Annotated in this window: 26 protein-coding genes and 1 pseudogene; 11 read left to right on the top strand and 16 right to left on the bottom strand. The window is 69.3% G+C overall.

Annotation, left to right across the window (positions count from 1 at the left end):
• Window positions 1–98 precede the first annotated feature (98 nt).
• The 9 genes from ACH4K4_RS35545 (at window position 99) to ACH4K4_RS35505 (ending at window position 6,576) form a co-directional block, all read left to right on the top strand.
• The gene (locus ACH4K4_RS35545; protein ID WP_398173459.1) at window positions 99–620 is read left to right on the top strand and encodes a hypothetical protein; all 522 of its coding nucleotides are present in this window, start codon (window positions 99–101) and stop codon (window positions 618–620) included.
• Complete coding sequence (locus ACH4K4_RS35540; protein WP_398173457.1) at window positions 617–1,225, top strand: hypothetical protein; 609 nt, start codon at window positions 617–619, stop codon at window positions 1,223–1,225. The genes ACH4K4_RS35545 and ACH4K4_RS35540 overlap by 4 nt, the downstream gene beginning before the upstream one ends.
• Window positions 1,222–2,076 carry a hypothetical protein gene (locus ACH4K4_RS35535; protein WP_398173455.1) on the top strand — a complete coding sequence of 285 codons (855 nt, stop codon included), beginning with the start codon at window positions 1,222–1,224 and terminating at the stop codon, window positions 2,074–2,076. Before ACH4K4_RS35540 ends, ACH4K4_RS35535 begins: the two co-directional genes overlap by 4 nt.
• Window positions 2,076–2,849, top strand: coding sequence for a hypothetical protein (locus ACH4K4_RS35530; protein WP_398173453.1), 774 nt, complete (start codon window positions 2,076–2,078; stop codon window positions 2,847–2,849). The genes ACH4K4_RS35535 and ACH4K4_RS35530 overlap by 1 nt, the downstream gene beginning before the upstream one ends.
• A complete protein-coding gene (locus ACH4K4_RS35525; RefSeq protein WP_398173451.1) occupies window positions 2,789–3,223 on the top strand; it encodes a DUF4326 domain-containing protein in 435 nt (144 codons plus the stop codon). Before ACH4K4_RS35530 ends, ACH4K4_RS35525 begins: the two co-directional genes overlap by 61 nt.
• The gene (locus tag ACH4K4_RS35520) at window positions 3,220–3,543 is read left to right on the top strand and encodes a MazG-like family protein (protein ID WP_398173449.1); all 324 of its coding nucleotides are present in this window, start codon (window positions 3,220–3,222) and stop codon (window positions 3,541–3,543) included. Before ACH4K4_RS35525 ends, ACH4K4_RS35520 begins: the two co-directional genes overlap by 4 nt.
• A 370-nt stretch (window positions 3,544–3,913) precedes the next feature.
• The gene (locus tag ACH4K4_RS35515) at window positions 3,914–4,786 is read left to right on the top strand and encodes an XRE family transcriptional regulator (protein ID WP_398173447.1); all 873 of its coding nucleotides are present in this window, start codon (window positions 3,914–3,916) and stop codon (window positions 4,784–4,786) included.
• Window positions 4,787–4,873: 87 nt separating this feature from the next.
• Window positions 4,874–5,926, top strand: coding sequence for a type III polyketide synthase (locus ACH4K4_RS35510; RefSeq protein WP_398173445.1), 1,053 nt, complete (start codon window positions 4,874–4,876; stop codon window positions 5,924–5,926).
• Between the two features lie 92 nt (window positions 5,927–6,018).
• Window positions 6,019–6,576 carry a hypothetical protein gene (locus ACH4K4_RS35505; RefSeq protein WP_398173443.1) on the top strand — a complete coding sequence of 186 codons (558 nt, stop codon included), beginning with the start codon at window positions 6,019–6,021 and terminating at the stop codon, window positions 6,574–6,576.
• A gap of 196 nt (window positions 6,577–6,772) precedes the next feature.
• Here ACH4K4_RS35505 and ACH4K4_RS35500 read toward each other — a convergent pair whose 3' ends face one another.
• Entirely contained in the window at window positions 6,773–7,117 is a 345-nt protein-coding gene (locus tag ACH4K4_RS35500) for a hypothetical protein (RefSeq protein ID WP_398173441.1), read from the bottom strand.
• Between the two features lie 163 nt (window positions 7,118–7,280).
• Here ACH4K4_RS35500 and ACH4K4_RS35495 point away from each other — a divergent pair, with 163 nt between their 5' ends.
• Together ACH4K4_RS35495 and ACH4K4_RS35490 are read left to right on the top strand one after the other, a co-directional pair.
• Window positions 7,281–7,802 (top strand): hypothetical protein, encoded by a 522-nt coding sequence (locus ACH4K4_RS35495; RefSeq protein WP_398173439.1) that lies wholly within the window; start codon window positions 7,281–7,283, stop codon window positions 7,800–7,802.
• 13 nt (window positions 7,803–7,815) lie between these two features.
• Entirely contained in the window at window positions 7,816–8,337 is a 522-nt protein-coding gene (locus ACH4K4_RS35490) for a hypothetical protein (protein ID WP_398173437.1), read from the top strand.
• Between the two features lie 435 nt (window positions 8,338–8,772).
• On the opposite strand, the gene ACH4K4_RS35485 is transcribed toward ACH4K4_RS35490, so the two are convergent.
• The 15 genes and pseudogenes from ACH4K4_RS35485 to ACH4K4_RS35415 all read right to left on the bottom strand — a co-directional run bounded on the left by ACH4K4_RS35485 (window position 8,773) and on the right by ACH4K4_RS35415 (window position 16,619).
• A complete protein-coding gene (locus ACH4K4_RS35485) occupies window positions 8,773–9,264 on the bottom strand; it encodes a hypothetical protein (protein WP_398173435.1) in 492 nt (163 codons plus the stop codon).
• A gap of 108 nt (window positions 9,265–9,372) precedes the next feature.
• Complete coding sequence (locus tag ACH4K4_RS35480; RefSeq protein ID WP_398173433.1) at window positions 9,373–9,987, bottom strand: nuclease-related domain-containing protein; 615 nt, start codon at window positions 9,985–9,987, stop codon at window positions 9,373–9,375.
• Window positions 9,984–10,289 (bottom strand): hypothetical protein, encoded by a 306-nt coding sequence (locus ACH4K4_RS35475; RefSeq protein WP_398173431.1) that lies wholly within the window; start codon window positions 10,287–10,289, stop codon window positions 9,984–9,986. The genes ACH4K4_RS35480 and ACH4K4_RS35475 overlap by 4 nt, the downstream gene beginning before the upstream one ends.
• Complete coding sequence (locus ACH4K4_RS35470; protein WP_398173429.1) at window positions 10,286–10,702, bottom strand: hypothetical protein; 417 nt, start codon at window positions 10,700–10,702, stop codon at window positions 10,286–10,288. The genes ACH4K4_RS35475 and ACH4K4_RS35470 overlap by 4 nt, the downstream gene beginning before the upstream one ends.
• Before the next feature lie 211 nt (window positions 10,703–10,913).
• The gene (locus ACH4K4_RS35465; RefSeq protein ID WP_398173427.1) at window positions 10,914–11,387 is read right to left on the bottom strand and encodes a hypothetical protein; all 474 of its coding nucleotides are present in this window, start codon (window positions 11,385–11,387) and stop codon (window positions 10,914–10,916) included.
• On the bottom strand, window positions 11,384–11,575 hold the full coding sequence (locus ACH4K4_RS35460; protein WP_398173425.1) for a hypothetical protein: 192 nt from the start codon (window positions 11,573–11,575) through the stop codon (window positions 11,384–11,386). Before ACH4K4_RS35460 ends, ACH4K4_RS35465 begins: the two co-directional genes overlap by 4 nt.
• An 81-nt stretch (window positions 11,576–11,656) precedes the next feature.
• Window positions 11,657–12,019: a response regulator transcription factor gene (locus ACH4K4_RS35455; RefSeq protein WP_398173423.1), complete on the bottom strand. Its 363-nt coding sequence runs from the start codon at window positions 12,017–12,019 to the stop codon at window positions 11,657–11,659.
• A complete protein-coding gene (locus ACH4K4_RS35450) occupies window positions 12,016–12,288 on the bottom strand; it encodes a hypothetical protein (RefSeq protein ID WP_398173421.1) in 273 nt (90 codons plus the stop codon). The genes ACH4K4_RS35455 and ACH4K4_RS35450 overlap by 4 nt, the downstream gene beginning before the upstream one ends.
• A 93-nt stretch (window positions 12,289–12,381) precedes the next feature.
• Window positions 12,382–12,867, bottom strand: a complete 486-nt coding sequence (locus tag ACH4K4_RS35445; RefSeq protein ID WP_398173419.1) for a single-stranded DNA-binding protein — start codon at window positions 12,865–12,867, stop codon at window positions 12,382–12,384.
• 18 nt (window positions 12,868–12,885) lie between these two features.
• Window positions 12,886–13,683 (bottom strand): hypothetical protein, encoded by a 798-nt coding sequence (locus ACH4K4_RS35440; protein ID WP_398173417.1) that lies wholly within the window; start codon window positions 13,681–13,683, stop codon window positions 12,886–12,888.
• 743 nt (window positions 13,684–14,426) lie between these two features.
• Window positions 14,427–14,685 (bottom strand): annotated as a pseudogene (locus ACH4K4_RS35435) (WhiB family transcriptional regulator); the annotation flags it as partial.
• A 71-nt stretch (window positions 14,686–14,756) separates the two neighbouring features.
• Window positions 14,757–15,329, bottom strand: a complete 573-nt coding sequence (locus ACH4K4_RS35430) for a hypothetical protein (protein WP_398173415.1) — start codon at window positions 15,327–15,329, stop codon at window positions 14,757–14,759.
• Complete coding sequence (locus ACH4K4_RS35425) at window positions 15,326–15,556, bottom strand: hypothetical protein (RefSeq protein ID WP_398173413.1); 231 nt, start codon at window positions 15,554–15,556, stop codon at window positions 15,326–15,328. Before ACH4K4_RS35425 ends, ACH4K4_RS35430 begins: the two co-directional genes overlap by 4 nt.
• Window positions 15,553–15,951 carry a hypothetical protein gene (locus tag ACH4K4_RS35420; RefSeq protein WP_398173411.1) on the bottom strand — a complete coding sequence of 133 codons (399 nt, stop codon included), beginning with the start codon at window positions 15,949–15,951 and terminating at the stop codon, window positions 15,553–15,555. Before ACH4K4_RS35420 ends, ACH4K4_RS35425 begins: the two co-directional genes overlap by 4 nt.
• A complete protein-coding gene (locus ACH4K4_RS35415) occupies window positions 15,948–16,619 on the bottom strand; it encodes an endonuclease VII domain-containing protein (RefSeq protein WP_398173409.1) in 672 nt (223 codons plus the stop codon). Before ACH4K4_RS35415 ends, ACH4K4_RS35420 begins: the two co-directional genes overlap by 4 nt.
• Window positions 16,620–16,628: the final 9 nt, after the last annotated feature.

Genomic DNA, 16,628 nt, shown 5'->3' with positions numbered 1-16,628 from the left:
ATCAACTGGGTCGAAACCATGACAGCCATGCCCAGAGCCCCTGGGCCCTCCGATCTTACGAATGACCAGAGCAACCACGCTTGAAAGGTAGGACAGCCGTGACCGCCACCCCGCCGATCGACGAGCGCAGCCTGCGGTACCTGGACGCTCTCAACCGGGACGCCGAAAAACCCTGCGACCAGAGGCAGGGCATCATCCCCGCCGTCCAGGCCGTCGCTGACGAAGAGATCACGGAAGCGCTGCGTATCAGTGACGCCGCGACCGATGTGATGCTCAACGACCTGCGGAGCGAGAACGCCAAGCTGCGGGCCGCCCTGGCGAACGCCTGGACCGTGACCGCTCAGCTCCCTCCGTCCCGACCCGACCCTGTCGAGACCGCCGTGGCCCACTCCACGGGCTGGAACGACGCCATGGACACGATCCAATGTGCCCTCGCCGCCGCAGAAACCGTCCCGAGCCCGCACCGCTACCTGTCCACCGGCTGCCTGCACGGCGAACACGGCTACTGCCAGTCCCACACCGGACTCTGCGGCGCCAAGACCCCGGCCGTTTGCAAATGGTGCAAGTCCCCTTGCCAGTGTCTCTGCCACCGCGCTGCGCCCGCCGAGGAGAAGCCGTGACCGACGACACCATCCCCGAGACTGTGGCGGTGCCGTCCTTCAGCGGCTGCAGCGGAGCAACTCTGCACCTCGCCATCGACCCCACCGAACACCAGCGCCGCCAGGACCGCCGGGCTGGCCCCGTCCTGTCCCCGGACGTACTCGAGACCTGCCTGTCCCTCCCCCACGCCGAAGCCGTCCCCTGGCAGGCCCTGACCACCCGCCAGCAAAACGTCGTACGCCACACGCCCGGCCACGTCTTCCGCATCACCGGCTCGCGGCGTGAGCCGGTCGTCACCCGGCTCCTGCTCCGCCCTTGCCGCATCGTCCGGGCCGCTGTCCGCTCCGCGACCGCCTGCGCCACCGTTCTCGGCAAGGTCACGAGCTTCGCCCCGATGTGCGAAAGGTCGCTGATCATCACCCGGCGTCCGCGCATGGAGACGCTCATCGAGTTCGGTTTTTGGGGTGTCGGTCTGTACCTCGATCACAGTGGCGAGCTGGAGACGTTGGTGGAGCCGGAGCCATGGCGGCCCATGAGGCACACGCCAGCCGCATGGCGGTTCACCGAGCAGGCGTACGCCTCCTACCTCGCCCACACCCACCAGATCGAGAGGACCGCGCGGTGACCGACGCCAGCCCGACCAAGCCGTTCGTGCTCCGCAAGCGCTCCGCTCCCGAGCAGATCCGCTACGACTCCCGCAAGACCATCGAATTCCTGAAGCAGATCGCCCACGACACGCCCGGCGACCACCGCTACACCCTCCTCGCCATCGCCGGAATCCTCGACCGGGTCGCCGATGAGATAGAGCAGCAGCAGGCCGACACCGCCGGCGAGTACCTGGCGCTGGCCCAGCACACCGACACCACCTGCGAAGCCGCCGCAGCCCTCAACCGCGTCCGGGCCCTGCACACCCGCAACGAGGACGCCGGCTACTGCGACCTGTGCGCCGATCACGGCGACGTCGACTGGCCCTGCGCCACGATCGCCGCCCTCACCCCGTCAGAGACCGCCGCCGAGATTGAGCAGCCGTTCCGCAGATCCTGCCTCTTCGCCGGATGCCTGCGCCAGTTCGACGCTTACGCCACCATGAGCGGCCACACCACCGAGCCGGACCGGTCCGCCAAGGGATGGAAGCAGGTCCGCCCGACGGTCGCCTCCGGTTACGTCTGCCCCGACCACGCGGACACCGTCGAGCAGCACCGGCCGCGCTGGACCGAGCGGCAAAGGGACACGGTCGCGCTGACCTGCGTCTGCGGCTGGATGTCTCCTATGGCCATCTGGCAGGGATACGCCGTCGCGGCATGGCAAGACCACCTGCTACGCCCCAACGCCACGCAGTGCAAGGTGTGCAAGCACCCAGCAGACCAGCACACCGAATCTGACGAACCCGTCTCCGTCGGGAAGTGCCGTACGTGCGCCGCGCAGGGCGATGAGGACGACGCCTGGCACGACTACGAACCCACCCAGGAGGCGTGATGGCGACGTACATCAACGGCAAGCTGTACTGGCGCAGCCGCACCCCCGTCCGGCAGGCCACCGTCCACCGCTTCACCCCCCAAGCCAGCCGCATCGGTAGCGCCTCCACCGCTAAGGGCCGCCAGGCCGAGCGCATGTATGACCGGAGCTTTCGTGACCAGTCCACCGTCCTTGAACCGGGCATGGTCATCATCTACGAACGCAAGCCCTACCGCGTGCTGGAGATCCGCGAGCGCCCCCTCGACCTGTGGGATGACAGGTACGAGCAGGCCTTCGATGGGGCGCTCCGCGACTGGGACAGATTCCAGCGCGGACCGCGCCCCGAGAAGGAGACGTGGCGAGGACGCCCCGTCCACATCGTCATTCAACCCGCCGGCTCTGACGGGCCCGAGCGCTTCTCCCTGACGGCCCCGGCCGATCACAGGTGGGATCTGCTGCCCGAGCACTACGCCCTGTGCGTGGCTTGTGGCGAGCTGCCCCCGTGTTCGCACGAGATCCAGCAGGACCTCATCCAGCGGCAGATGCGGCACGCGGAGGAGATCATGTCGATACCGGCCGGGCACTGCCTCGGCTGCGGCGAGGCCATCACAGCCCGCATGAAGACGGTCAGTTTTCCCGGGCCGAACCTGTGGCGGCCGGACCTGCCGGACGGCTCTGCCGTCTTCCACCACCGCAAGGAGTGCTCGGGCGACGTCCAGCGGTACCGCGAGCAATGGCAGGCGCGAGGGCACGTGGAGGCGCAGCTGACACTGCCGGGAAGCGGGGAGGCGTAATGCCGAACCGTATTCAGCGCCGTCGCACCCCCGGCTGGCGTGCCCCCGAAGGCGCTGTGTACGTCGGGCGTGGAACCCGCTGGGGCAACCCGTGGGTAGTCGTCCAGACGAGCAGCGACACTGGGTGGACCGTGAACTGGGCCAGCCACCGCAGACAGCTCCCGCACGGCCTGGAATCCGCGTTCCCCGCGCACAACCAGCGGGCCGCGCACGCCCGCGCCGCGGAAGCGTACGAGACATGGCTGCGTCATGATCCGCAATCGCTGGAGCACGCACGGGACGAATTGGCGGGCCGGGACCTGATGTGCTGGTGCCACAAGAGCCTGCCGTGTCATGCGGACGTGCTGCTGCGCATCGCCAACAAGGAGGCATGATGCTGACCCCCGACCACTGGGCGACGATCCGTCGCCTCGTCGCCTGGCTCGACCAGGAGAACGGCCGAAGCCAGCACGAAACCACCCTGCGCCTGCTGAAGCTCACCGAAGAAGCCGGCGAGGTAGCCCAGGCGTGGATCGGCGTCATCGGGCAGAACCCACGCAAGGGCGTCACCCACACCCGTCAGGACGTGGCCGAGGAACTGTGCGACGTCATCGTCACGGCCGCCGTTGCCCTGGCCTCCATCACCGACGATCCCGCGACTGTGCTGGGCGGGAAGCTCGACAAGATTGCCGCCCGTTCGGGGATGGCCATCTGAGGCCGGTCGGCCGACTTCGTGAAGTCGTTGCCCGTTCAACCCATCACTCGAACGAGCGATCGACAAACTGGTAGCGGCGGGCTACACCTATCAGCCACGTCATATGCCAATCCGACCGCAACCTGCGACGACAGTAGCCGGTAGACCCGCACCAGCAGGCTGCGAACTACCGACGCAGACCTACCCGGCACTGTCGACAGCACGCCCCGTTAACACGGGGACATGCCCGCCCCGGTGACCCCGGGACGCTGCGGGTACCCGCCTGGATGCCCACAGCAACAGACTGCCTGCTCTCTCAACCAAATACATCGGTCCGGTTTTTGTAGGTAAAAACCGCACCCACCAACCCACTACCCACCACCAGCACCACGTGATACGGGGGACCCGCACCTTGGACGCCGAAGCGCTGCGCGCACTGCTGCAAGAAGCCCGCGCCCGCACCGACCCCGCCGACCACCACCTCCAGCGCCCCCAGCGCCAGGGCCGGCGCGCCGTCGGCCTCGCCCAGGCCCAGATGGACACCCTCCTGCAGCGCAACCCCGGCACCTACAACCGCCTGGAGACCGGCCGCTACAAGAACCCCCCGTTCGACCTGCTGCGCGACGCCGCCCTCATCCTCGCCATGAACGAGCAGGAATGGGTCGCCCTGTGCCGCTACGCCCGCGGCGAAGACCCGCCGGCCCCCCTCAGGTCCCGCTCCGGACTGGAGGTGCCCGGCGTGTGGCAGGACGCCATCGACGGCATCAGCCACATCTCCTACGTCATCGACAGCAGCTACAACCTCATCGCCACCAACCGCCCCTTCCGCGCCATCTTCACCGGCCATGACCTGCCGGAGAACATGCTCGAGTGGATGCTCTTCGACCCGCGGGCCCGCGGGTTGGTCCTGGCGGAGTGGGAGGCGGCATGGGCGCCGTACGTCCTGCCGCAGCTGCGCGCGGCCCGCGCCCACCAGGCGGGCAGAAACGACTCGGCACTCATCCGCATCGAACGCCGGGTCCTGGCCGACCCGGTCACCGCCCGCCTGTACGAGGAGCGCAGCGCCGTGCAGGTCTACCCCGACGGCGTCGACCGCCCGCTCTTCCACCCGGGGATCGGCGAGCACGGCACCCTGGGCCGGGCCACGATTTTCGGCACCGAGCTGCTGTCCAACCCGAACGCCCGCCACATGATGGTCTTGTTCCGGCCCGGGATGCAGCGCTCCCTGACCCGCCGCCCCTACCTGCGGGCAAAAGCGTCATAACACCGTGACCAGGACCCAGGGCACATCGTCGCGGGTTCAACCGTACGGTGAAGCCCCGCCAAGGACTGCAGAAGCGGAGTGCCTCTGATGCCTGCCTACGTCTCCCGCCCCGCCATAGAGCTGCCCCCGCACAAGGTGACCACCGAGGAGATCTGCGCGGACATCACCGCCCGCCACCCCGGCCACCCGCGGCTGGGAGCGTGGCTGCGCACCGTCCGCAACGTCGGCGTCACCACCCGCTACTTCACCCAGGCCCTCGAGTCCCCCTACGTGTCCGGCCGCACCAGCCTGGAAGAACGCAACCGGCAGGCGTTCGCGGACGGCGTCGACCTCGCCGCCCAGGCCGCCCGCCACGCCCTCGACGCCACCCGCCTCGCCCCCTCCGACATCGACTGCATCGTCACCAGCCACACCGTCGGCTGGGCCCTCCCCCACCTGGACATCCACCTCATCGAACGCCTCGGCCTGCGCCCGGACGTACGGCGTCTCGCCTTCGGCAGCCTGGGCTGCATCGGCGGCGCCCACGCCCTCGCCATGGCCGCGGACCAGGTCGCCGCACGGCCCGCCTCCCGGGTCCTGGTCGTCGTCGCGGAGCCGCTGTCCACCATCTACCACCACACGGACACCAGCACCGAAGCCATGATCTACAAGGGGCTGTTCGGGGACTCCGGCGGCGCCTGCATCGTCACCGGCGAACCGCTCGGGCCGGGCCTGCGCATCGACGACAGCTGGCACTACCACTTGCCGCACTCCCGCGACCGCTACTGGGGCCGCCTGGACGCCGACGGCTTCCACTTCGACTCCACCCGTGCCGCCCTCACCGCACCCGCCGACGCCATGCCCGCCCTCACCACCTGGCTCGCGTCGCAGCCTGACCACCAGGAACCGGGCTTCATCCTGGCGCACGCCGGCGGGCCCGCCATCCTCAACACCATCACCGGACACCTCGGCTTCGACCGCGAGGATCTGCGGCACTCCTGGGACAGCCTCGCCGAAACCGGCAACCTCGGTGGCATCAGCGTCCTGGACGTGCTGCGCCGCACCCACGACACCCCGCCCGCCGACGGGGACCGTGGGCTGATGCTGGCGTACGGGCCCGGCTTCACCACCAGCGCCCTCACCGGCACTTGGACTGAATGACCTCAGAATTGTGTAGCGCGCTTGACATGAGGCCCCGATGGACGCACGCTATGTGTAGCGCGCTACACAAGGTGGCGCCGAGAGGGGGCGTTATGACCGCCGACACCAACGAGCTTGCTGCCGTCACCGACGCTACCAACGAGGTACGAGAGGTTGAGGGGTTCCCCTACAGGGCGATCATTGAGGAAGGGCACGACGCTGTGTCCATCACCATCTGGGACGTGGAGGCAGACGCCATCGCCGACGTCGACCCCAGCTCCCTCCTCGACACATGCCCCTACGTCACCTTCGATGACCTTGGCATCTACCCCGATGGGCTCGCCAACTCTCAGGTCGCGCGTCAGGTTCAGTGGGCCGCCCTCACCTGGTTGCGGGAGAACGGCTGGGAGACCATCGCCGACCCGCAGCGCATCATCGCCGGATACCAGGACTCCATCTGGCGGATCAACGAGCCGCTTCCCGTTCGCCCGGCCACCAATGGCGACCTGAGCCCCGTCGCCGTCGCTGCCAGCCGGATCGGGCAGGCAGAGGAAGCTCGGGACCAGGCGATCCGCGACGCCCTTGCCGCCGGGCACCCCGTCACTGCTATCGCTAACGCGGCCAATCTGTCCCGTGCTCGCATCTACCAGATCCGCGACGGACGCCGTTAAACCAATCCGACCGCACGTAACGCCCCTCTTCTCGGCCTGGAGAGGGGCGTTGTCCGTGCCGCGTGCGAGGGTGTACGGATGGCCCGGCGGTCCGCGCCGAGTGAAGCCGATGCGCCGCCGAGCCCAGCCGACTCTCACCGTACGCCGCAGTACCCAGCCGGTCAGCCGTTCCCGCTCACTCCGCATGCGGGCCGGCCTACGGCGCGTCGTGCTCCATGACCCACGCCGCGTGCTCCTGCCGCGCATAGCCGAGCGGGTGCGCCTCCCAGCATGGCGCGGCCGCAGGAATGGGGCCGCGGGTGGTGCCGTGCTCCCGGTCGTGGGCGAGCAGGGCGCGGGCGTACTGTGCCGCGGCCACCACTCCGTCCGCGACCAGCAGGGAGCTGGCCACGTCCGTCCCGGACGGAGCCAGCTCGGTATGCCGGTCCATCACGGCAGCCCGCCGGACCAGAACCTCGCGGGCAAGCCTGCCGTCGTCAAGGGCCAGGACAGCCAGCCGCTGCACGGCATACAGCTCAGGTAAGAGCGCTTCCGCTGACATCTCCACTCCTTTGCATCGGGAGATCACAGCTTCGCGCAGCAGAGGCCCGCGTCTGCACCCCCGGCCCATACCGATGGTGACGCACACCCAAGGTTCAACCCTACCCTTGACACCTATTCAACCCTAGGGTTGAATAGGTGCTGTCGAGAGGGAGGGGAACCCAATGAACACCACCACCGCCGCAGCCGAAGCCCAGGTCACCGTCACCACCATCCGCACCTGGTGCACCCGCGGCGCCATCACCGCCACCAAGACCGCCGGCCGGTGGGACATCGACGCCGCCTCCCTCAAGACCCGCATCCGCCTCGGCCGCCAGATCCGCCGGGCCCGCGCCCGCCGCACCGCACCGGCCACCCGCGCCCGCATCCTCGCCGACCTCCACTTCCCGGCCCTGACCGGCACCCCGAAGCAGATCGCATGGGCCGAGGAGCTGCGCCTGCGCCGCATCCACGCCGCCCTCGACGTCACCCCGCACCGCCGCTTCGGCCTCGCCTACCACCTCGCCGGAGCCACCGGCGACCCGCTCGGCATCACCTACATCCCCACCCTGGCCAACACGCCCGGCTACGGCACCTACGCCACCCGCCGCGACCTGCTCGCCGCTCTCCACACCGCCCTGACCCACGGCGAGCGCACCACCGCCGCCTGGTGGATCGACCACCGCGCCGTCAGTACCCCGATGTGAACCGGAGACCACCATGACGCTGACCATCAACTGGGACGACCACGACGGCCTGTCCCCCCGCGAGCGCTACGACGCGGCCGGCACCCTCATCGATGAGGCGAAAGCCTTGGTGGCCGCCCGCCGCGCCCGCATCGCCCACGACCTCGCCCAGGAGCACGGCGCGCAGGAAGCCGCGCAGATCCTCGGCATCTCCGACAAGCGCGTCTACGAACTCGCCGCCCGCTACCGCAAGTCCCAACCCGTCATCGCCTCGAACAATCCCGGCCGCTCCATCACCACCTACGACCTACTGGACGAGGTCACGGAGAAGTACGGCATGGGCCGCCGGGAGGCACACGAAGCCATCCACGCAACCCTGGAACAGCTCATCGACCTCGACGGCCGGGACGCCGTGGTCATCGACGAGCAGCCGATGCGCCCCGAACTGCTCAAGGCCAACCCGCACGACGTGGACGTCTACTACTGGATCACGATCCGTGAAGAGGCCGCCGAAACGATCCGGGAACAGCTGGAAGCCAGCGCGTCGATGGAGTAGCGTCACCCGCACTGGCCCCCGCCCCGTGCGGGGGTGACCCGATGGCCGTTTGCATGAAACCGTGATTCGAGGCTTGGTCTCCGCCCATGCGGAGGTGGCCCGTGGGTGTCGTGTTACGCAAAGCGGGTTGATAGATGCTCCCGACCGCTGTCGGGTTGATCCTTGGGAACCACTGCCTTCCGCGTACTCCCCGCTCCTGCGGGGGTGACCCGTGGGCCTTGTGCCGCGCCAAGCGGACTGATAGATGCTCCCGGCGCATGCCGGGCTGATCCTTGAGAAGCGTCCGCTACCGCTAGGATCCGATGTTGCTCCCCGCTCCTGCGGGGTTCAGAACAGACAGGCCCCCGCCCAATCCGGGCGGGGGCCTGTTGCGCTGTCCTACTGGGCCGGCTGGCCGGAGCCAGGGACGTCTTGGTCACCAGGGAGCACGCGGGGTCAAAAGGCGGATTGCAGCTCAGAATGGCGGCCGCCGCGGGACTGCCCGGCCCGCGCCGTGTGCTCAAAGAGCAAGAACCCCCGGCCGCCGCTGTGGAAGACCACGCCGACGCCCGGGTGGGCCGTTGGCCGAGTCGTTGTCGCACCGTCCGAGTAGCCGTAGGCCCGCACAATCTCCGCAGAGCCGGAGTTGCCCAGCACCGCCGCCAGATACGCCTCCGCCCGCAGCGGGGACACCTTGCCGCCCTCGTACAGGTCCGGCACCGGCCCGTCGGCCGGCGGCTCACCGGTCACCGGCACCTCCGGCTCGTCGAAGTTGTGGCCGGGCGGCATCTGGCACACCGCCGCCGCCCACAGTTGGGCCCCCGACGAGAACACGACGTGCACACCGTAAGGGCGCTTGGTCCCCTCCTGCCACGCCTCCGCGTGCTGCACGTCAGGCGCCTTGGCAAGCGTCTCGACCACGAAATCCTGGAATCGCTGCGGGCGCATGACTGATCAGATCCTCTCGGGGGTGCGGGCCTAGTCTAGGAGCCTCCCGCGGGAGGCCCGAAGTGTTGTGTTCCACCACGCCGAGCGGGGCACGTGGCCGCCTCGGTCTCATTGCCTGTACTGGCGCAGCACCTGCCCTGCCCGCTCCAACACTTCCCCCGCCCTCACCGGGTTCGGGGTGCCGGCGTTGGCCAGGAGCAGCGGTACCAGCCGGTCCGCCGGCACCACCGTCACCCCGCGCAGATGGAAGCCTCCGGCTTCGACGGGGGCGTTGTGCACGGCAATGACCGGCTGCACCGGCACCCCCAACGCCCGGCCGAGGAGGCGGGCTTCGTACAGGGCCGTGTCGATCTGCCGGTCCCGGTCCTGCGTGCCGTGCGCCAGCCGGCCGCCGACCGGACGGACACGAGCCCGCCGGTGCCACAGTTTCGAGTCGACCATGAACGCCCGGCCGGACGGGGCCCAGACCAGGTGGTCGGCGTTCGCCTTGCTGGCTCCGGGGATCGCCAGGTCGTGCCCGCCCCTCCACCCGTGGGCGTCCAGCTGGGCCAGCAGAGCGGCGGTGCGCCGCTCCCCCTCCGCCCCGGCCTCCCAGCACCCGGCCCGGCGCCGGGCCTGCGCCAGATCGGGTGTCACGTAGCCGGCCGCGGCCAGGGCACGCTGCCACCACCGGCCCCGGCCCACCACAGCCGCCTGCGCGGCCGCCGACGCACCCGCATTCACGCTGCCCCCTGCGGAGCCGTACGCCGAACCGGCGAGAACGCCTTACGCACCGCACGGAGACGGCGCTTCGTGTCGTCCCCGCCACCGCCCTTCCACCACCGGTACCCGCACCATGCAGCAATAGCGGCAGCGAACATACCGACCAGCGTTGAACCGCTAATCGCGCACGAGACGGCGTTGATACCGTTGCCGAGGGCGATCCACCCGTCGGCCTGGTAGGGCTCGAAGCGCCCGAGCATCTGACCGGCAAGGCCCCACAGCACCGCAAACAGGCCCGTCAGGGTGAGGGTCACCGTGATCACCGTCCCGCCTCCTGTCCGTCCGCGGTAGTTCCGGACTCACGGATCGCCATGGCCGCGTGCGTGTCTGCCAGCACCTGCGCCACCGTGCTGCCGGTCATCACCGCCAGGTAGCGGGCCAGCCAGTCCCGCTCGGCGCAAGCCCGTTCCAACGCCGATGCCTCCACGTCGCAGATGCTCGGGGAGACGGCGCACAGGCCAGCGGTACGGCTCACGCCGGAGGTGATGTACTCGACCGCCGCTTCCTCTCCGTCCAGGTGGCGGGTGACGCGGTACCTGGCCAGGCGTGCCCCCTGCGCCATCCCGCTGTGCGCCATGACGCCTTCTTCGATCCGGGACAGTTCGGCGCCCCTCTCGTGGTACTCAACGTCCTCGTCGAGTTCGACCAGGACGGTCCTCAGGTCGGTGGTGTTCATGCTGCTCCCTTCCGGAGCGGGTAGGTGTCGGGCCCGGGGATGGTGGTGACGGGGCGGCCGCGGTACTTCAGCGGCCACTCGGGTATCGGGGAGTCGAAAGAGGGCTGCCGTCCGGTACCGAGGCAGCGGGGACGTCCGTGGCGCCACAGGACACCGTCCTGCGTGAGGGCGATGCGGCGTCGGCACCACCGGCACCGGCCGCGCGGTGCCCTCACCGGACGGGCTTCGCAGTCCCGGAGGCGACCACGCCCGCGGCGATGGCGATCCAGCCCTTGTGCCACGCCTGGTCGTACCGATAGCCGGCCTGCGGATCCCGCGCCAGCCAGCCGCCCTTGCCGATCGCGTGGGCGAAGCGGACCATGCGCGTGGTCGGCTGGGTCTCGGGGTCTTCGGCCCAGCGGCCGCCGGACCGGTCCGCGACGTAGTGCGTGACGGTGGACACCGCGAGCCCGGCGGTGGCGTACCGCCAGTCCAGGCGCAGACCGAGCCCGCGGTCAGCTGCCACAAGGGCCAAGGCCTGCGTGAGGGTGTACGAGCCGACATGGCGGAGGCACGCAGCCCTCCCGTCCCAGCCCGGGACGCCCTTTCCGCACGCGTCCCGATCGACCTGGACGAGATGGTCGGCGACCTCGTGCGAGGCTGTCAGCGCCGCGTACACGGCGGCGAACTGCACGGCGCGGCTCATCGGCGGCCTCCTGCCAGGGAGGTGGCGAGTGCGGTCAGGCCGAGTGCGGCGAGGAGCACCAGGACGACGGCGATGGGGAACGGCAGTGGGTCGGCGACGAGGTAGGCGCCGGTCATGATGACCGCCGCGACCACGACCGCGATGACGAACTCGGCCCGTTCGGACGGGCCACGCTTGGTTTCGGGCATGACGAGTAGACCCCTTCCAGGGCTGGTGTGACGGTGGGTAGTTGCAGGCCCCGGCTCAGAGATCACTCACGGGGCTGATTGTTACGCTGTGTTGACAGTGGGGCGTCTGTGGGCGGCTCTCAGCCCGGCCCGGTACGCCTTCTCCCCCGCCACGCAGGAAGAGCAGGGCTCCTCACCACGCCGGAAGTGCGCCGCGAACCCGGCGTGGTCACCGTGCCGCTGCGGCCGGCCGTCCAGCAGCCCCACCTGACAGGCCAGGAGAATGGCGTTCGTGATGTTCCGGGCCCGCAGCGCGGTGACGATGACCTGCTGGTGGTAATGGACGGTGCCGACCGCGAGGTGCATGGCGCGGGCGGTCTGGGGGATGGAGGCGCCTGCGGCTGCGTGGCGCAGCACCTCCATCTGGCGGGCGCTGAGCGGACGGACCAGCGCAGGGACCGTCACGCGTTCTCCTCGGCCTGTTCATACGTGGCTTCGAAAATGTCCGGCTTGACCGGGTAGAACTCGCCCTTGATGCCCTTGACGATCCAGTCGCCGTCGGCGGCGTACATGGTGCCCTCGAGGGTGGGCACGGCGATGACGAGCATCCCGTGCTCGGTGCTGCTGTGGGCGAGTCCGCCGCACCACGCGATGAGAGCGGTGGCGGCGTCGTGGTCCTGCATGTCGATCCGCCGTGCCTCGATCACGACGGGCCTCTTGCGGTACTTCGGCATGGAGTTCTCCTTCATCGGGGTGAGCGGGTGCGGTGAAGCGGTGCCGACCGGTACGTCGGCACCACAGGCAGGTCTCCAGGCAGGAGCGCTTGCTCAGAACGGCGGATCGTCGCCCCATCCGCCCGCTGACGCACCGGAGCCCTGCGTCGTCCACGGGTCCTGGGCTGACGCCACGCCCTGCGCCTGCCGGGCCTGGTTCACCTCCGGCCGGCTCGAGCTGGCCTTCGTCACCCGCGCCGTCGCTGTCTTCAGCGAGGCTGCGACCTCGTCGGCCTCCAACTCGAAAACGGTACGCTTCACCCCTTCCCGGTCCTCGTACGACCGCTGCTTCAACCGGCCCTGCACCATCACCCGGGCCCCCTTCGTCAGAGACTCGGCGACGTGCTCGGCCTGCTGACGCCACACCGAGCACGACAGAAACAGCGCCTCGCCGTCCGCCCACGCGTTGGTCTGCTTGTCGAACACCCGCGGGGTCGACGCCACGGTGAACTTCGCGACCGCCGCGCCCTGCGGCGTGAATCGCAGCTCAGGATCAGCCGTCAGATTTCCGACCACTGTGATCACGGTCTCTCCTGCCATGGTTCTCTCCTCGTCTCGTTAGCTGGCCTGCGCGACGGCAGGGGTTCCGCCGGCGAACTCGACACGCTGCTTCGCACTCGGCTTGGCGGTCTTCTTGGGGCGGATCGGCCCGCCGTACTGCCGGTAGCTGGTGCCCGACGCAATGGCGCTGATGGTCTGGCGGGACACGCCGTACGACAGGCTGATGTCCTGGTCCGTCTCCGCTCCGGTCGCGGCACGGCTCCGGATCTCGAGGACTTGTTCCTCCGACAGCATCGCGGCCGCCGAGCTCAGCTCCGGTACGGGGAACGCCGTGCCCTGCTCCGCGGCTCTCCCGCGTGCCCGGGACACGAACCTCGAGGTGTTGTTCGGGGCCAGGCCGTGCATCGCATCCAGGTCCAGGTAGGTCATGCCTCGCTGTACCGCCCGGGCGACGGCGGCGATGCGTTCGGCGTCGGTGACCCGGACAGGCTTGCCGGCCAGGTACTGCTGCACGGCGGCCTCGTCTATGTAGTCGTCCTCCAGGGGCTCGTCCTCTGCTTCCTCGGCCAGCTCTCGCAGTGTCCGGCCGTCCACCACGGTGGGGCGGACTGGGTTGCCGTTCTCGTCGAACGTCATCCACGCCAAGTGAGCGCTGTTGGGCTGGTCGACGTCCACCAGTCCGGCCAGAACGACCAGCAAGGCGTCCTTCTCATAGCTGCTGAGGCGGGCCAGGAGTTGGTGGACGTCGCGCTGGCCACCGTCGCCGTGCACCAGCATCGCCAGCTGGTTGGCGAGCGGCAGCAGCCGGTCCTGAACGAGGTCTGCGCGCTGCTCCACGGTCGTGATGGTGTTCATGCGGCGACGTATCCCTTCAGGAAGCTGGCCTGGCCGCCGTTGAAGCCGGTCCGAGACGCCAGCGACGGAGACAGCCGAGACGCCGCCGGGGGCTCCTCCGCCCCGGCCGTGCCCGGGGCGGCAGCAGGCTTCGCGGTCCGCGGCGAGCGCAGCGGATCCCACCCCAGCTCCCCCGCCGCCTGCCGCACCGTCTCCCGGTTCAAGTCCAACTCCATCGCGATCTGCCGGTATGTACGGCCCCGGCCGCGCATGAGCATGATCCGCGGGCCCATGTGCTTCACCACCTCCCGCAGCGTGACCCCCTCCCCGGCTTCCCACCGCACCCGCCACTCCTGGGCCTGCGCCACCCGCACCGCATCCCCGCGCGTCGTCGAGTCACCGGCGAGCCTCTTCGCCTTCAGACGCTTCCACGCCGCATCCCGCTGCTTGATCAGGCGCAGCACTTCCTGCACGACCCCAGGCGAGGTGCCCACCACGCGCGCGATGGCCTCGGGGCTGCGCCCCATTCCGTGGAAGATCCGCACGATCTCACCGGACTCGTTGACGACCCGCTCCGGCGGCGTCGGCTCCAAGGGACGTGCCTGCGCCGGCGGTACGAGCAGCCGCCACGCCCGGTACACCGCCCGCCGCGTGCACTCCAGACGCTCGGCGACGTCCTCGACCGGCAGTTGCTGCTTGACCAGCCACACCACAATGTCGGCGCCACGGCGTACGGCGAGTTCCCGGCCCGTAGCGGTGTCGTCCTTTCGACGCTCACGCCGGTCCGCTGCGGTGAGCCCGCCCCAGATGCCGGTGTTCTGCCCGCTGTCCATGGCCCACTGCAGGCACTGGGCGCGTACCGGGCACCGGGCGCACACGGTCTTCGCGGCGCTCGCCTGCGCCTTTCCTGCGGGGCCACGCTCGTCTGGGGGGGAAGAACAGTTCCGGGTCTTCGCCGAGGCAGGCTGCCCGGTTGTGCCAGTCGGTGTCCGAGCGAGAGCTGGTGGGTGCGGCGCGGCGGATGTTGTGGGGCGGCGTGATGGTGGTCATTCGGGGCTCCGGAGGGTGTACGAGGGCCGCTGAGGTGGAGGTGTTCACGCGGCAGCTCCGAGGAGGTGGGGCCAGACGGCGTTGTCGATGGCTTTGCGGTGAGTCTTGGGCATGTCGGTGAGGGGGTAGCCGAGCCAGTCGCGGCCGGCGGCCATGAGGGTGATGGCGTCGGCGGCGTTGTCGTCGCCGTTGGTGGTGTAGCGGGGCCAGCGGCGGGCGACGGCGTCGATGACGGCGCCTTTGGTGGCGTTGCCTTTGCCGGTGGCGTACATGGCGCGTTGGCCGGTGGACATGAAGCCGGTGGGGACTTCGAGGGCGGCGAGGTAGTTGTAGATCTCCCACCAGAGCCATCCGCGTTCGTGTGCGCCTCCGCCGGAGCGGGAGTGGGCGGGGAGTTCCATGACGGCGAGGTCGGGGCGGCCGATGGTGTCGGTGATGAGTTGGCGGATTTCGTGGAGGGCTTCGCGGCGTTCGGGGTGGGGGAGGCCGGTGATGGGGGGTTTCTTGGTCCATCCGACGACGTCGCACCATCCGTTGCTTCCTGCGATGCCGGTGGCGGTGAGGGAGGGGTCGATGCCGATGACGACGGGTCCGTAGGTGGGGGCAGTCATGGTCATGCGGCGTGCTCCTGGAGGTGGTGGACGGGTGTGGGGCCGTGGGGTCCGGTGCGGAGGTGGGTGGCGTGACCGGTTTTGTGGCCGATGTGGACGGCTCCGCACCAGTGGCAGCGGTATTCGTCGAAGGGGCCTTCGCCTGTGCCGTTGAGTTGGCGTGCGCGGCGTCGTCCGGTGCGGCGGCTGGGGAAGATGGTCTTGAGGTAGCAGGCCGCCAGGTACGGGTTCACGACGGCGCGGATACGGAGCGGAGTGCTGCGGCGACGAGGTCTTGGCTGGGGGTCCAGATGCCGAGCTGTCCGCAGACGCCGAGGATCGGCTCGGGGAGCGGTACGACGTCGGCGAGGGTCCAGTGGTAGTGGCCGGGCATTGCCCAGTCGGAGCAGCAGGGGTCGCCGCCGTCGTCGTAGTGGCAGCCGGTGAGGGTGGCGATGGCGATGACGGCTCGGTAGATGTCGAGGTGGGGTCCGTAGACTTCGGCGTTCTTGTCGGGCTGGGCTGCGGCGTGGATGAGGATGCGGGCGCCGTGGTGTGCGGCGGGAAGCTTCCATGTGCGGTTTTCGACGCGTTTCGACTGGTGGGCGATGGCGCCACTCCATGGCTGCCTGATGGTGAGGGCCTTCACGCTGTCTTCCTCTCTTCGGATGCCGTCAGGTAGGCAATCGCCTTGGTCAGGAACTCGGGGTTGTCTCGGAAGTGGCCGAGTCCGGAGTTGCAGAGGTGACAGAGAATTCCGCGCACCACACCCGTGGCGTGGTCGTGGTCGATGTGCAGCCGGAATCCTCTGCTGTCTCCTTCAGCGACACCGCAGATGGCGCACCTGCCGTGCTGCTGCTCAAGCAAGGCGTCAGCCTCTTCGATCGTGATTCCGTACCGGCGCTTCAGGAGCGATTTGCGCAGGTGCCTCTCCCATGCGCTGGGGTTGCGCTCGGCCCATTCGCGGGTTGCAGCGGTTCGGCACTTCTTACACAGATGCGGGCTGCCCGTGGACATTGCCGAGGGGCGAGTGTGCTGCTCACACCGCTTGCAGACCGGCCACTGCTCGGAGGGGACTTCATCAAGGTGAGACCGATACGCAACTTCTGCTGCCCGCTTGGAGGGGTGTGACTGAGGAGCAGCCCAACCACAACCGCATGCGCTGCGCCATCCTTCCGCTGTGGGCTGCCGTGGCTTCACTTGTCCGAGCGGGGTCAGAACACGCTTGTGTCCCTTGATGCTCCAGACCTTGCGTTTTGGCTCGGTCTGGTGGGCGATGGCGCCGGCCCATGGCTGTCGGATGGTGAGGGCCTTCATGGCGGGCTC

The organism is Streptomyces sp. NPDC017529, from assembly GCF_044329785.1.
In the GTDB taxonomy this organism is placed as follows: Bacteria; Actinomycetota; Actinomycetes; order Streptomycetales; family Streptomycetaceae; genus Streptomyces.
The sequence above is the reverse complement of the archived record's forward strand: the minus strand, read 5'-3'. Positions and strand labels throughout refer to the sequence as shown.